The 13,921-nt window shown below is 68.0% G+C and carries 10 protein-coding genes; 5 read left to right on the forward strand and 5 right to left on the reverse strand.

The genetic code is table 11. The features are described from left to right. Nucleotides 1-57: 57 nt before the first annotated feature. A complete protein-coding gene (locus tag AB0B90_RS05600; protein ID WP_362920973.1) occupies nucleotides 58-1,011 on the reverse strand; it encodes a WYL domain-containing protein in 954 nt (317 codons plus the stop codon). Between the two features lie 62 nt (nucleotides 1,012-1,073). Here AB0B90_RS05600 and AB0B90_RS05605 point away from each other — a divergent pair, with 62 nt between their 5' ends. The 4 genes from AB0B90_RS05605 (at nucleotide 1,074) to AB0B90_RS05620 (ending at nucleotide 6,109) form a co-directional block, all read left to right on the forward strand. After that, on the forward strand, nucleotides 1,074-2,255 hold the full coding sequence (locus tag AB0B90_RS05605; protein ID WP_350947558.1) for an epoxide hydrolase family protein: 1,182 nt from the start codon (nucleotides 1,074-1,076) through the stop codon (nucleotides 2,253-2,255). Nucleotides 2,256-2,364: 109 nt separating this feature from the next. Continuing rightward, nucleotides 2,365-2,937 (forward strand): TetR family transcriptional regulator, encoded by a 573-nt coding sequence (locus AB0B90_RS05610; RefSeq protein WP_350947559.1) that lies wholly within the window; start codon nucleotides 2,365-2,367, stop codon nucleotides 2,935-2,937. After that, the gene (locus AB0B90_RS05615) at nucleotides 2,934-4,520 is read left to right on the forward strand and encodes an MFS transporter (RefSeq protein WP_362920976.1); all 1,587 of its coding nucleotides are present in this window, start codon (nucleotides 2,934-2,936) and stop codon (nucleotides 4,518-4,520) included. Before AB0B90_RS05610 ends, AB0B90_RS05615 begins: the two co-directional genes overlap by 4 nt. 323 nt (nucleotides 4,521-4,843) lie before the next feature. Beyond that, the gene (locus AB0B90_RS05620; RefSeq protein ID WP_362920978.1) at nucleotides 4,844-6,109 is read left to right on the forward strand and encodes a YncE family protein; all 1,266 of its coding nucleotides are present in this window, start codon (nucleotides 4,844-4,846) and stop codon (nucleotides 6,107-6,109) included. Nucleotides 6,110-6,176: 67 nt separating this feature from the next. On the opposite strand, the gene AB0B90_RS05625 is transcribed toward AB0B90_RS05620, so the two are convergent. Together AB0B90_RS05625 and AB0B90_RS05630 are read right to left on the reverse strand one after the other, a co-directional pair. Further along, entirely contained in the window at nucleotides 6,177-6,350 is a 174-nt protein-coding gene (locus AB0B90_RS05625) for a hypothetical protein (protein WP_350947653.1), read from the reverse strand. A 131-nt stretch (nucleotides 6,351-6,481) separates the two neighbouring features. Then, nucleotides 6,482-7,813, reverse strand: a complete 1,332-nt coding sequence (locus AB0B90_RS05630; RefSeq protein WP_362920980.1) for a xylan 1,4-beta-xylosidase — start codon at nucleotides 7,811-7,813, stop codon at nucleotides 6,482-6,484. A 553-nt stretch (nucleotides 7,814-8,366) separates the two neighbouring features. Here AB0B90_RS05630 and AB0B90_RS05635 point away from each other — a divergent pair. Next, nucleotides 8,367-10,814 carry a M14 family zinc carboxypeptidase gene (locus AB0B90_RS05635; protein WP_350947564.1) on the forward strand — a complete coding sequence of 816 codons (2,448 nt, stop codon included), beginning with the start codon at nucleotides 8,367-8,369 and terminating at the stop codon, nucleotides 10,812-10,814. Nucleotides 10,815-10,892: 78 nt separating this feature from the next. On the opposite strand, the gene AB0B90_RS05640 is transcribed toward AB0B90_RS05635, so the two are convergent. Then, the gene (locus AB0B90_RS05640) at nucleotides 10,893-12,206 is read right to left on the reverse strand and encodes a phosphotransferase (protein ID WP_362920983.1); all 1,314 of its coding nucleotides are present in this window, start codon (nucleotides 12,204-12,206) and stop codon (nucleotides 10,893-10,895) included. 4 nt (nucleotides 12,207-12,210) lie between these two features. Beyond that, nucleotides 12,211-13,914, reverse strand: coding sequence for a maltose alpha-D-glucosyltransferase (gene treS, locus AB0B90_RS05645; RefSeq protein WP_350947566.1), 1,704 nt, complete (start codon nucleotides 13,912-13,914; stop codon nucleotides 12,211-12,213). Nucleotides 13,915-13,921 lie beyond the last annotated feature (7 nt).

Consider the following 13,921-nt stretch of genomic DNA (forward strand, 5'->3'; position numbering starts at 1 on the left):
GACCCCGCCGAGCCGGGGGACTTCGATAACGGGCTGCTTACAGTGAGCCGATTCCCATCAGGTGGGGGTGGCGGCGGCGAGGCGGGTGGAGAGGGCGCGGATGCGGTCGACGAGCTCGGGCGGCTCGTGCACCTCGAAGTCGATGTCCATCAGCGCGACCCAGACGGCGAGCTCGTCGAGGTCGTTCGCACCGCTGGACACCGTGCAGGACCGCTCGTCGATCGGCTCGATCGCCCCCATCGTGGCCGGCATGTGCTCGGCGACGACCTCGGCCGGAGCGTGCATCGTGAAGCGACCCTGGTAGCGATAGGGCGCTCCGGAGATCGAACGGGACATGTAGGCCGCCAGGTCGGGGTCGGGCGGGTCGCGAGGCACGAATCGCGGCCCGTTCGGCGTCCGCAGGCTCAGGCGGTCGATCCGATAGGTGCGCCAGCCGGCCCGGCCGGTGTCCCAGCCCAGCAGATACCAGTGCCGTCCCGAATGGACGAGCCGGTAGGGCTCGGCGGCGCGGACGCTCTCCTGCCCGTCGTGCGTGCGGTAGTCGAACCGCAGGGTCTCGTGGTCGCGGCAGGCGGCGGCGATCGCGCTCAGGGACGCCGGGTCCACCGCCGAACCCGCCCGTCCCATCGGCACGGTCATCGACCGCAGCGCGTGTACGCGATGCCGGAGCCGGGACGGCAGCACCTGCTCCAGCTTGGCCAGTGCCCGCACGGAGGTCTCCTCGATCCCCGACACCGAGCTCCCGGCCGCCGTGCGCAGGCCCACCGCGACCGCCACCGCCTCGTCGTCGTCCAGCAGCAGCGGAGGCAGGTCCGTGCCTGCGCCGAGACGGTAGCCGGGCGCGCCCGCGGTGGCGTGCACGGGATAGCCCAGCTCGCGCAGCCGCCCGACGTCACGGCGGACGGTCCGGGTGGTCACGCCGAGCCGCTCCGCCAGTTCCGCGCCCGACCAGTCCCGATGGGTCTGCAGGAGCGAGAGCAGTCTGAGCAACCGGGCCGATGTCTCCAACATGCCCCCAGATTGCCGTACTTCTAGGACCGATCCTGTCCTAACCCCTCTCTAGCGTGATCACCATGACGTTCACCACGGAGATCGCTCCGTTCCGCATCGATATCCCGCAGTCCGCGCTCGACGACCTGCACGACCGGCTGGCGCGCACCCTCTGGCCCGACGAGCTGCCCGGCGTCGGCTGGTCGTACGGCATCCCGGTCTCGTACGTACGGCAACTGGCCGAGTACTGGCGCAGCGGGTACGACTGGCGGAAGCACGAGGCGGCGCTCAACGAGTACCCGCAGTTCACCACCGAGATCGACGGCCAGAACATCCACTTCCTGCACGTGCGGTCCCCCGAGCCGGACGCGCTGCCGCTCGTCCTCACCCACGGCTGGCCCGGTTCGATCGTCGAGTTCACGAAGGTGATCGGCCCGCTCACCGACCCTCGCGCCCACGGCGGCGACCCCGCCGACGCCTTCCACGTCGTCGCCCCGTCCATACCCGGCTTCGCCTTCTCGGGTCCCACCCGTGAGACCGGCTGGGACCTGCGCCGGGTCGCCCGCGCGTGGGCCGAGCTGATGAGCCGCCTCGGATACGAGCGCTACGGCGCCCAGGGCGGCGACAGCGGCTCGGTCGTCTCCCCCGAGCTCGGCCGCGTCGCCCCCGACCGGGTGGTCGGCGTGCACGTCAACGGCGCGCTCGGCTTCCCGACCTTCGACCCGGCCGAGATGGAGGGCCTTACCGAGACCGAGCAGGCCCGCATGATGCTCTACGCCGACAACGACCGCTCCGGCTACGCGATCCTTCAGGCCACCCGGCCGCAGACCGTCGCCTTCGGCCTGCACGATTCCCCCGCCGCCCAGCTGGCCTGGATCGTGGAGAAGTTCAAGGAGTGGACCGACCCCGCGCACGACCTGCCCGAGGAGGCGGTCGACCGTGACCAGATGCTCACCGACGTGACGATCTACTGGCTGACCCGCACCGCCGCCTCGTCCGCCCGGCTCTACAAGGAGGGCTCGGCACAGTGGGGGACGCCGGTCGAACGTTCGGAGATCGCGCACGGGGTCGCTGTATTCCCCGGCGACGGCGGGATCCGGCGTGTCGCCGAGCGCGAGCACAACGTGATCCACTGGTCGGAGTTCGACCGGGGCGGTCACTTCGCCGCGATGGAGGCCCCCGACCTGCTGGTCGACGACGTCCGGACGTTCTTCCGGAAGATCCGCGTCATGGCCGGTTCCTCCCGATACGGCGCGTTGACGTGAACGCGGCCCACACCACCGGCTGATCTGCGAGCCGCGAGCGAGCGGAACGTTGTGGAACGTTGTACTCTCATTTGAGACAAGTATGTTTCAAATGATATGGAGTTGACTGATGGCTGTGGGCTACGGCCAGATCATTGCCGCAGCGATCCAGCGCCTCAACCAGGATCCGGGCGCCTCGATGGGAGAACTCGCCGAGGCGGCCGGGGTGAGCCGTGCCACGCTGCACCGCCACTTCAGCGGTCGTGAGGAACTACTGCTGGCACTCGGCCACCACGCGCTGAACCGCTGGGAGGCCGCCCAGCAGAGCGCGGGCATTCGGGAGGCCGCTCGCTCGGCGGACCCGGCCGTGATCACCACCGCCTTGCGCGAGATGCTGACCGGGCTGATCGACGACGCCGAGGAGTACAGCTTCGCCCTGGCCGACCTGACGCTGTCCATGCCCGCGCTGCGCGAACGCAGCGACGCGCTGGAGGAGTTGGAGGTCACGCTCTATCAGGCGGCACAACGAGCCGGAGTCCTGCGCGCCGACCTACCTCCCCGATGGATCGGCAACACGGTGTACGGTCTGCTGCTGGCCGTACGGGAAAGCCTGCACCAGGGCAGCGTCGCGCGCCGGGACCTGCAGTGGCTCGTGCACGAGACGTTCTTCAACGGCGCCGGCCTCGCGGGGGGGACGCGATGAGTCTCCTCCCCGCGCCCGTACCGGGCGCCGCCACCGCGCCGCCCCACCCACGGCGATGGGCCGGCCTGGCGGTGCTGTCGGCCAGCCTGCTGTTGGTGATCATGGACATGACCATCCTCAACGTCGCCCTGCCCGCCATCTCCGCCGAACTGCGGCCCAGTTCGGTCGAGCTGTTGTGGATGGTGGACGTCTACTCACTGGTGCTGGCGGGCCTGCTGGTCACGGTGAGCGCTCTGGGCGACCGTTGGGGGCGTAAGAAGACGCTGCTCGCCGGCTTCGTACTCTTCGGGCTGGCGTCGGTGGCAGTGCTGTGGGCTTCCTCACCGGGCGAGGTGATCGCCGTACGAGCCCTGCTCGGCGTCGGCGGTGCCATGATCATGCCATCCACACTGTCGATGATCCGCACCCTTTTCGCCGACCCGGCGGAACGGGCGACCGCGCTGGGCATCTGGGCGGCGATGGCCGCCCTGGGAAGCGCGCTAGGGCCGATCCTGGGTGGACTGCTGCTGGAGTACTTCAGCTGGCATTCGGCCTTCCTGGTCAACGTGCCGGTGATGGTCCTGGCGGTGCTCGCTGGCCTGATCCTGCTTCCGGAGTCGCGCAACCCGCACCCGGGTCGCTGGGACCTGGTCGCGACCGCGCTGTCGATCGCCGGGATGGTCGCCCTGGTCTTCTCGATCAAGCAGTTCGTCAAGGAGGGACCTGCCACGCCATGGCCGTGGGTCGCCCTCACCGTGGCGGCGGTGACGCTCACCTGGTTCGTACAGCGCTGCCTGAGGCGGCCCGACCCTCTGCTTGAGATCCGCCTGTTTCGCAGTCGGCCGTTCAGCGCGGGCACGCTGGCGGCGCTGAGCACCTCGATCGCGATGGGGGCGGTGATGTTGCTGATGGCGCAGTGGATGCAGCTTGTCCAGGGTTACTCCCCCCTGGAGACCGGCGTGCGGATGCTGCCGGCCGCGCTGGGCGCGCTGCTGCTGTCTCCGCTGGCGCCCTGGCTGGCCGTCCGGATCGGGACCCGCACGGTGCTGGCCGGCGGTCTGGCGATCTCCGGGCTGGGGCTCGGCGTGCTGTTCGCCGCACCCGTCGTCTACCCATGGGTCGCCGTGTCACTGTTGCTGGTCGGCTCCGGCATGGGCTCTCTGGCGATCGCCTCATCGGTCATCATGGCGGGCGCGCCGCTGGAGAAAGCGGGCAGCGCCGCCGCGATCGAGGAGACCTCCTACGAGCTGGGCGGCCTGCTCGGCGTCGCCGTGCTGGGCAGCGTCGCGGCCGCCGTCTACCGTGCGGCGCTATCCTCCTCCGTCTCCGCCGTCGAGGCGGCGCGCGACTCCCTGGGAGGTGCGATCGAGGTCGCCCGCCACGCCGGAACAGCCGGGATGGAGCTGGCCCGCCAGGCGAAAACGGCGTTCACCGCGTCGCTGGAGGTGACCGGGCTGGCCGGGGCCCTGCTCATGCTGGCGGCCGCGCTCGCCATCTGGTGGCTCGTCCCGCGCGACTTCGACATCGTGACGACGCCTTCCCCGAGCCCGCTTTCCACTCGTACATCGCCCCCGAGCCCGAAGGACCGGAGAGCGAACCGTTGAGTTCCGAGGCCGCGGAGTGGGGCGCGGCTCCAGTGGACCAGGTGGTCTTGTCCTCGGGAACGACGTACCACTCCGACCACCAGACCGGCATAGCGATCGTCGTTCCACTCCGGGCAACGAGAGAATCCTTCGGCCGAGTGGTCGGAGGCTTCTGGCGTCGTACGGGCTATGTCACGGTGACGGAAAAAGGAGGGCGCTAACCGCAGGTTGAACATTTGCCGACCTACCTGCTCCTACCGTTTCCGTAGGCGACAGAGAAGTGGCGCCGGGGCGGCGAGGAGTGGGTCATGCGGCGGCTGAGAAGTGAGCGGCGACGGTGTGGCGTGATCACTCCTCTGATCGGGTTGACGGCGTGCGTCCTGTCCGCCTGCGGAGGCGGGCAACCGGCGTCGGGGCCGAGCCCGGTTCGGCCCGTCGCGACCGCCGGTGGGACGCCGACCGGCAATGTGGCGAGCGCTCCGGCCACCGGGGCGGCCGCGCCGGTGGACGTCTACGCCCACGACCGGCCCGGCATGCTCAGCCCGGTCGTGGCGGGGTTCCCCGAGCGGGTCTACGTGCCGAACAGCGAGGGCAACACCGTCAGCGTGATCGACCCACGCACCTACCGGGTGCTCCGCACCTTCGCGGTGGCCCGGCGACCGCAGCATGTCGTCCCCTCGTGGGATCTGAAGACGCTCTGGGTCAACAACAACGACGGCAACTCCCTGACACCGATCGATCCCATGACCGGCAAGGCCGGCAAGCCGGTGTTCGTCGACGATCCCTACAACCTGTACTTCACCCCCGACGGCCGCACCGCCCTGGTGATGGCCGAGCGGGAGAACCGGCTCGATTTTCTCGACCCGCACACCATGCGGCGCCGGCACTCGCTGCACATGCCCTGCAGAGGGATCAACCACGCGGACTTCACAGCCGACGGGAACCTCCTCCTCGGCAGCTGTGAGTTCTCCGGCCATTTGGTGGTCGTCGACACAGCCGCACGTAGGGTCCGCGCCGTCATCGACCTGGCGGACGGCACCACGCGACGCAAGGGCATCCAGCGCGCGGCATCGCGGTACAGCGACGCGTCGTATGCCATGGACCACGACATGGCGCACGACTCCATGCGGCACGGCCACATGCCGTACCCCAACATGCCGCAGGACGTGAAGCTCTCTCCGGACGGCACCACCTTCTATGTCGCCGACATGGCCAAGGACGGCGTGTGGCTCGTCGACGCGAAGGAGTTCCGTGTCACGGGTTTCGTCAAGACCGGCGCGGGCGCGCACGGGCTCTACGTCAGCCGGGACTCGAAGGTGCTGTACGTCTCCAACCGAGGCGCCGGATCGGTCTCCGTCATCTCCTTCGCCCTTCGCCGCCCGATCGACACCTGGCACATCCCCGGCGGCGGTTCGCCGGACATGGGCGGCGTGTCGGCCGACGGCCGCCGCCTGTGGCTGTCCGGACGCTACGACGGGGTCGTCTACGTGTTCGACACCGGGAACGGCGACCTCATCCGCAAGATCGACGTCGGCGCCGGCCCGCACGGCCTGTCCATCTACCCCCAGCCCGGCCGCTACTCCCTCGGCCACACGGGGGTCTTCCGATAAAGCACGGCGGAGACCGGTCCTCCAGCAGCCGCTGCCCGTTGTCGATCTGCGCCTGACGCACCCAGGTTCACGACGTCTCGGCCGTCTTGATCGCGGCGTACTCCTTGGCGTAGTGCGGACGGACCTCGCCGACCATCCGCACCGCACGCTCACGAAGCTCTCGCGGATAGGCAGATCGGGAACAACTCGATCGTGGCACCGTCCACTGTCCCGGTTGCGGCTCCGCGCTGCGTGTCGTCAATCGCCGGGGCGTAAGAACTCTGTGGGTGCCGATCATGACCACCGAACGTGACCAGGACCGCCCGATCATTCAGGAGCACAAGGTCTGGGAAGTTCAAACTCCTTCGCGGTGCTTCGGGCGACGTCCGGAGGCTAGCGGTCGCTCCACTTGATCTCGTGGGGGAGCAGGGTGAACGACCTGCCGTCCACGGTCGTGGTGATCTCGGCGTCGACGGTGTTGACCATCAGCAGCCGCCGAGGCTGCGCGAGCACCCGGACGCCGGGGTCGGAGGAGGTGACGGACTCAAGCTTGGCTCCGGCGGGGAACCAGGTGGCGAAGTCGGCGATGAGTTTGCCGGTCGGGAGTTCGGCGCCGGTCCCCGGGTCCCACATGCACCCCTGGCAGGTGCCCTGCTTGGTCTGCGGATTCCAGTACAGCGCCGTGGCGGCACCGCTCTTCGCGAACTCGATCATCGAGGCGGCCTGGACGGCGAGCCGCATCGGCTCGGGCCAGGTGGTCTTGTCCTCGGGAACGAAGTACCACTCCGACCACCAGACCGGCATGTCGCCGGTCCTCTCGCGCAGCCAGGTGGTGACCGCGCTGAACTTGCCCAGCGCGCCGAACGCGTCGGGCAGCATCTCGTGGGCGTCGGTCAGCGAGGCGCCGTCGACCACGACGAAGTCGGCGCCCTTCTTGTTCTTGAACCAGTATTCGAAGGCGTCCAGGGCGTTCTGGTTGACGACCCCCCACGGCCCCCGCAGCTCGGACTTTCCCGTCCTGTTGCTGTCGAAGCCGAGATAGGGGCCGCCGACCATGGCGTCGGGCCTGGCCGCCTTCACCGCGTCGTAGACCTTGTTGTAGAGCTCGGTGTAGCCCTTGAAGTCCGCGGGCTTGGAGTGGTCCTTCCAGAAGCCCTTGAACTCGTTCCAGACCATGAAGTACTTGACGTCGCGATACTTGGTGGCGACGGCCGCCGACAGCTTGGCGAAGTCGTCGAAGTGCTTGGGATAGGGGGCGTCCTCCAGGTGCTCGCTCCAGCCCACGTCCGAGGTCGGGCCCTCGGGGCCGCCCTTCATCCAGTCGGGGGCGCAGCAGAGCGTCATGATCTGCGTGCCGCCGGACAGCCTCATGAGGTTCGTCCGGCTGTCGAGGTCCTCCCAGTAGAACTCTTTGGGGCGGGGCTGGGGGTTGAGCGCTCCGAATCCCATGATGTGCTGGTTCTGCAGCATCGGGGTTCTGGCGAGAGTCCCGGCCACGACCCGCTCGAACTGCTCGGTGACGTTGTTGGCGCTCACCCCCGTGTGGGTGAGCCCCCACCGGGGCCACGTGGGGTCGACCGGCGGTGCCTTCCCGATCGCGGTGTCGAGCACCGCCGGTGGGGTGGCGGACTGCCGTGCGACGGGAGGCGCCTCGTCGGCGGTGTCGGCGGAGGAGCACCCCGCCACCAGCGCCATCGCGACGGCCCCCGCGGCCAAGGCGATCATCCGTCCAGGACGCCGCCATGCCGATGCTCCGCTATCTGATGACACCTGATCCCCGCTCGATCTTGGCCGTCTACTCTGCCCAGAGCGTTCCACAGGCGAGGTAAGAGCGGCGTATAGGGGCGTGGTTCGCCGGCCAATATCGTGGCCGATCGCCTCGGCCGGCTGCCGCCGGACGCGCTCAAGAAGCTGCCGGCGGACAAGGAACAGCTGACCAAGCTGCTGAGCTACCACGCGGTCGAGGGCGGGAAGAGCTCCGTCCCGGCTGGTCGTGGCCTCACCGCGGGGCGGAAATACCCTCAAATCACCTTAAAAGCGACAAATCATATTACACCTGGCAAGACTTGCCGTTTGGGATACGGCGACTACGTCTCAAAACATGTACCTTATGTATAAATATCATATAAAGCTTACCTTAAAATTGTTGGATGCGTAGAATGCGTTGATTTGGGGTCTTGACGAAGATACGTCCTCTGGCGAAGATTCTTGCCAATTGCGTACTTTCTGCCGGGGTGACCCAATACCCGGAGACGTGCGCCAACTGGAGGCATCTCTCATGAGGAGTTCTCTCGATGGCAGGAGACTCGGCCGTATCGCGGTCGTGCTCACTCTTCCCATTGCCCTGAGCTTCGGTTCGTTCCCCGTTCTCGCCGAGCCGTCCCCGCCGGTCAGCGAGGTCGTCCCCGACCATCAGTCCAGCACCGAACAGAACGGTGTGGCGCTGCTGCGCGTCATCGTCCCCGACGAGGCCGGCATCGACCGGCTCAACTCCATGGGCGTCGACCTCGCGGAGTACAAGAAGCCCGTCGACGGCGGGTTCGAGATGCACGCGGTACTGAGCCCGGAGGAGGCCCAGAACCTCCGCGATCTCGGCTTCAACATCGTCGGCAAGATCTCCGACCAGACGGAGTTCGCCGAGAACCTGGTCCAGCGGCGGAGCGCCGTCGCGGCCGAGGCCCAGGCGGCGGCGGAGGTCGACACGCTGACCCCGCTCCGCGCCGAGTGGTTCACCAGCCTCGACAACCAGAACTTCCTCTCCGTCGAGGTGAAGTCGAGCGCCATCGACGCGGCGACGGTGCTCACCGTCGCCTGGGACAGCGGCAAGGGCACCGCCCCCGACTCGGGCGGCACCGCGACGATGTCGCGCTTCACCGACGCCGGCCAGTACATGTACCACCGGTTCAGCTCGCCGCTGGCCGTGACCGCGGTTCCCACCAAGGCCACGATCACCAGCAACCGGGGTGGTTCGGTCACGGTTCCGGTGACCAAGTGGCTGGGTGAGAAGCGCAAGCCCCCGAAGAAGCACTACGTCGTGGACTTCGTCGACCGCTACATGGACCCGACCGAGATCACCGACCGGATCTCCGGCCTGGCCCAGGAATTCCCGAAGATCTCGCAGATCATCGATCTGCCGCACAAGACGAACGGCTACCGCCGGGCGGCGCAGGCCCAGTTCGGCACCGTCGCGGCGAGCACGTTCTACGTGACCTCGAAGGCGTACGGGCACGAGGGCGGCAACGACATCAGCGTGGCGCTGGTGAAGCCGGACGCCGCCTCGGCCGCGCTGAGCGTGTCGGTGAGCGGCAAGAACGTCGTGGTCAACCTCGGCACGAACGAGTCCTCCGCGATCAACAGCACCGCCAAGGCGGTGGTGGACGCGCTCAACGGCAACGCCGCGGCGTCGGCGCTGCTGACCGCCGCCACCTACCGGGGCAACGCGGGTGCCGGTCTTGTCGCCGCGGCCGTGGCGACGAAGCTGACCGACAACCTCAAGGCGCCGGCGACCGTCTCGCGCGAGCCGTTCCAGACGAAGGCGCTGCGCATCGGCAAGCAGCGCGACGGCTCGAAGGTCGGCGTGTTCCTCTACTGCCAGGAGCACGCCCGCGAATGGGTGACCCCGCTGACCTGTGTGGAGACCGCCGAGCGGCTGCTGCGCAACTACGCCCGGGACGGGGAGACCAAGAAGCTGGTCGACAACCTCGACATCTTCATCATGCCCACGGTCAACCCCGACGGCGGGCACTACAGCGTGTACGACTACAACATGCAGCGCAAGACCATGACCAACCACTGCCCGGTCAACGCGGCCGACCCCGCGAACCGCAACGCCTGGGGTGTGGACCTGAACCGCAACTTCTCGGTCGGTTCGGTCTTCGACGGCTACAGCGGCGCCTCGACGAGCTGCACCAGCGGCACCTACGCGGGCCCGGCCGAGCTGTCGGAGCCGGAGGCTCGCAACGAGGTCTGGATCACCGAGCAGTACCCGAACATCAAGTTCGCGATGAACACGCACTCCTACGGCGGCTACTTCATGTGGGCTCCGGGCTCGTACAAGTCCGCGGGGCGTGAGACGCTGCCGCGGCCCGACTTCGGTACGGAGAACTTCTTCTGGAGTGCCTCCAACCACATCCTCTCCAGCGTCCAGTCCTGGCGCGGCAACGGTATCTGGCCGGGCCGCACCGGTCCGATCCCGGACGTGCTGTACTCCGCGGCCGGTAACAGCGCCGACGAGCACTGGTACAACCGGGGCATCATCGGCTGGAGCTTCGAGGTCGGCGCGGACGTCTACAACCCGCAGACCGGGCGTTTCGAGGCGGTCGGCTTCCAGCCGCCGTTCGCCGAGGGCCACGAGGAGGCGATGGAGTTCTCGTCCGGGCAGATCGGCATCCTGGAGGTGGCCCGCCAGTACGCCGATGACAAGAAGAAGCCCGCCTCCAAGGTGAAGGTGACCGACCGGGCCGAAACGTCGACCACGTTCACCTTCGAGGTCGACGAGCCCGCCAACATCTACTACACCCTGGACGGCAGCCGGCCGACGCTGAACTCCACCAAGCTTCTCAGCGCGGGAATGCGCGAGGGCACCCAGCAGATCACGCTCGACAAGACCTCCGACGTCCACTGGTTCGCCGTGGACATCGCGGGCAACGTGGAGGGCAACTACAAGCCCGACGGCAACGGCAACAACTACCGCAAGGCGAAGGTGGAGGTCCGTAAGCTCCCCTGACCTCTTGAGATGTTCGTGCGGCCGCCGGTCCACCGACCGGCGGCCGTTCGGCGCTCTCCCCGCGCCACGGGAGGGCGCCTAATGGCCGGTTTCGAAGGCGGCCATCGGGATGTGCAGCCAGGTCGGGCGGTTGCGGGACTCGTAGACGACCTCGTACGCGGCCTTGTCGAGTTCCAGGGCGCGCAGCAGGACGGCGTCCTCGGCGCGCAGATGGCCGCCTCCGGCGGAGTAGCCGGCGAGGAAGGAGGAGCGGTTGAGCTCGGCCCACTCCACCGCGCGGGGGCGGAGGGCGTCGGGGTCGGGGTGGTCGGCGAGCAGGTGGCGGGCGGCGTAGTCGAAGGAGCGGAGCATCCCGGCCACGTCACGCAGCGGGGAGGACAGGGCGCGGCGCTCGGCGATGGGCCGCCCGGGCTCGCCCTCGAAGTCGAGGACGACCCAGTCGTTGTTGGTGCGCATCACCTGGCCGAGGTGGTAGTCGCCGTGGACCCGCTGGACGGGCATCTCCCCGGCCACGTCCGAGACCCGCTGGTAGGCCTCCTCCGCGACGTGGGCGTGCTCGCCGAGGGCGGGCACCTCCTGCACCGCGACGTTCAGGCGGCGGCGGAACTCCTCGACCATCCGCTTGACCTCCTGCGACTCGATCACGTCGGTCGGGAACGCCTCGGCCATCTCCCGGTGGACCGTGGCGGTGGTCACGCCGAGGCGGTAGGACTCGGAGCTGAAGTCGCCGCCCGCGTCGGAGGCCGAGGGTTCGAGGGAGCCGTACAGGTCGCGGACGCTGGCCAGGGCGAGGGCCCAGCCGTCGTTGGCGTTGGACAGGAACTCCTGGGTCATCGCCAGCGTGGTGGTCTCGCCGTCGAGGTCCGTCTCGATCCAGCCGTACGGCTTGGCGATGTGCGTGCTGCCGCGCAGGGCGAGGGCGGTGACGATCTCCAACTCGGGGTTCACCCCGGCGGTCAGGCGGCGGAACAGCTTGCAGATGTAGGTGCCGCCGTACACCAGCGAGGTGTTGGACTGCTCGGCGCCGAGGACGAGGCTCCGTTTGGAGGTGTCGATCTCCACCCCGTCGAGGTGGCGGAAGCGGACGGCGCCGAGGTCGCGGCCTTCCGCCATGCCGTCGAGCAGGGCGGTGGTGAGGTCGGCGTCGTAGGCGGCGTCGTAGTAGCCGTCGCCGATGTGGGCCGGTTTGAAGCGGGCCCACTCCGGCGCCTCGCTGCCGAGCAGCAGCTGGTAGCGGTCCCGGCCCCCTGACTGGTGGACGGAGATGATCAGGTGACGCAGGCGCGGTGCCAGTTCCACGTCCGAGTCGATGACGAGATCGTCGATCGGGCGCCCCTTACCGGCGAACCATCGTTGATGGGTGATCCAGCCGGTAAGGAGCTCCGTCAACACGGCTTTACGCCTCCTGGGATGCGGGTGGCAGGGTGAACCAGTAGAACCCATGCCCAGGAAGCGTCAAAAGATACGGAAGCTCCCCAACCGATGGAAAAGGAACCCCGCCCATCGTCTCCACCGGGACCGATCCCTCGAAGCGGCGCAGGTCGAGCTCCACCGGCTGCGGGAATCGGGACAGGTTGTTGACGCACAGCATCCGGTCGTCGCCGAGCTCGCGCACGAAGGCGAGAACGCTCGGGTTGGACGAGTTCAGCTCGGTGAACTCGCCGAGGCCGAAGACCGGGTGCCGCTTGCGGATGTCGATCATCCGCTTGGTCCAGTGCAGCAGCGAGCCCGCGCTGCGCTGCTGCGCCTCGACGTTGAGCGCCTGGTAGCCGTAGATCGGGTCCATGATGACCGGGAGATACAGGCGTCCGGGGTCGCAGTCGGAGAATCCCGCGTTGCGGTCGGGGCTCCACTGCATGGGGGTACGGACACCGTCGCGGTCGCCCAGCCAGATGTTGTCCCCCATCCCGATCTCATCGCCGTAGTACAGCACGGGAGATCCCGGAAGGGAGAGGAGCAACGCCGTGAAAAGCTCAATCTGGTTGCGATCGTTCTCCAGCAGCGGGGCGAGCCGCCGCCGGATGCCGACGTTGGCCCGCATCCTGGGGTCCTTGGCGTACTCCGAGTACATGTAGTCGCGCTCGTCGTCCGTCACCATCTCGAGCGTGAGCTCGTCGTGGTTGCGCAGGAAGATGCCCCACTGGCAGTTCTCCGGGATCTTCGGCGTCTGGGCCATGATCTCGGAGATGGGGTAGCGCGACTCCCGCCGCACCGCCATGAAGATGCGCGGCATCAGCGGGAAGTGGAACGCCATGTGGCACTCGTCGCCGCCGGTGGCGGCGTCGCCGAAGTACTCGACCACGTCGGCGGGCCACTGGTTGGCCTCGGCGAGCAGCACCCGGTCGGGGTAGAGCCGGTCGACCTCCGCCCTGACCCGCTTGAGGTACTCGTGGGTCCTGGGCAGGTTCTCGCAGTTGGTGCCGTCCTGCTCGAAGAGGTACGGGATCGCGTCCATCCGGAAGCCGTCGATGCCCAGGTCCAGCCAGAAGCGCAGCACCTCCAGCATCGCGTCCTGCACGTCCGGGTTCTCGTAGTTGAGGTCCGGCTGGTGCGAGAAGAAACGGTGCCAGTAGTACTGGCCGCGGACGGGGTCGTGGGACCAGTTGGACGTCTCGGTGTCGACGAAGATGATCCGGGCGTCCTTGTAGAGCTCGTCGTGGTCGTTCCAGACGTAGAAGTCGCCGAACGGCCCCTCGGGGTCGTGGCGGGAGGCCTGGAACCACGGGTGCTGGTCGCTCGTGTGGTTCATCACCAGGTCGGCGATGACCCGCATGCCGCGCTTGTGTGCCTCGTCGACGAGTTTCACGAAGTCTCCGAGGTCGCCGAAGTCGGGAAGGATCTTCATGAAGTCGGCGATGTCGTAGCCGCCGTCACGCAACGGCGACTCGTACAGCGGAAGCAGCCAGAGGCAGTCGACACCGAGCCACTGGAGGTAGTCCAGTCTCTGGATGAGACCGCGGATGTCTCCGGTGCCGTCGCCGTTGGAATCGGCGAAACCCCGGATGAGAACCTCGTAGAAGACGGCGCGCTTGAACCAGTACGGGTCGCGCGGTTTCTCCTCGTCGAAGGTGTTCGGAATCGGTTCAGGTAGCTGACTCACCAGTGGA

The sequence above is a fragment of the Streptosporangium sp. NPDC049078 genome (assembly GCF_040648855.1).
Lineage (GTDB): Bacteria > Actinomycetota > Actinomycetes > Streptosporangiales > Streptosporangiaceae > Streptosporangium.

Excerpts from the sequence above, each read along its gene's own strand:
- AB0B90_RS05630 (WP_362920980.1), bottom strand. The coding sequence starts at position 7,813 with ATGATCGCCTTGGCCGCGGGGGCCGTCGCGATGGCGCTGGTGGCGGGG.
- AB0B90_RS05610 (WP_350947559.1), top strand. The coding sequence starts at position 2,365 with ATGGCTGTGGGCTACGGCCAGATCATTGCCGCAGCGATCCAGCGCCTC.
- AB0B90_RS05605 (WP_350947558.1), top strand. The coding sequence starts at position 1,074 with ATGACGTTCACCACGGAGATCGCTCCGTTCCGCATCGATATCCCGCAG.
- AB0B90_RS05600 (WP_362920973.1), bottom strand. The coding sequence starts at position 1,011 with ATGTTGGAGACATCGGCCCGGTTGCTCAGACTGCTCTCGCTCCTGCAG.
- AB0B90_RS05635 (WP_350947564.1), top strand. The coding sequence starts at position 8,367 with ATGAGGAGTTCTCTCGATGGCAGGAGACTCGGCCGTATCGCGGTCGTG.
- AB0B90_RS05615 (WP_362920976.1), top strand. The coding sequence starts at position 2,934 with ATGAGTCTCCTCCCCGCGCCCGTACCGGGCGCCGCCACCGCGCCGCCC.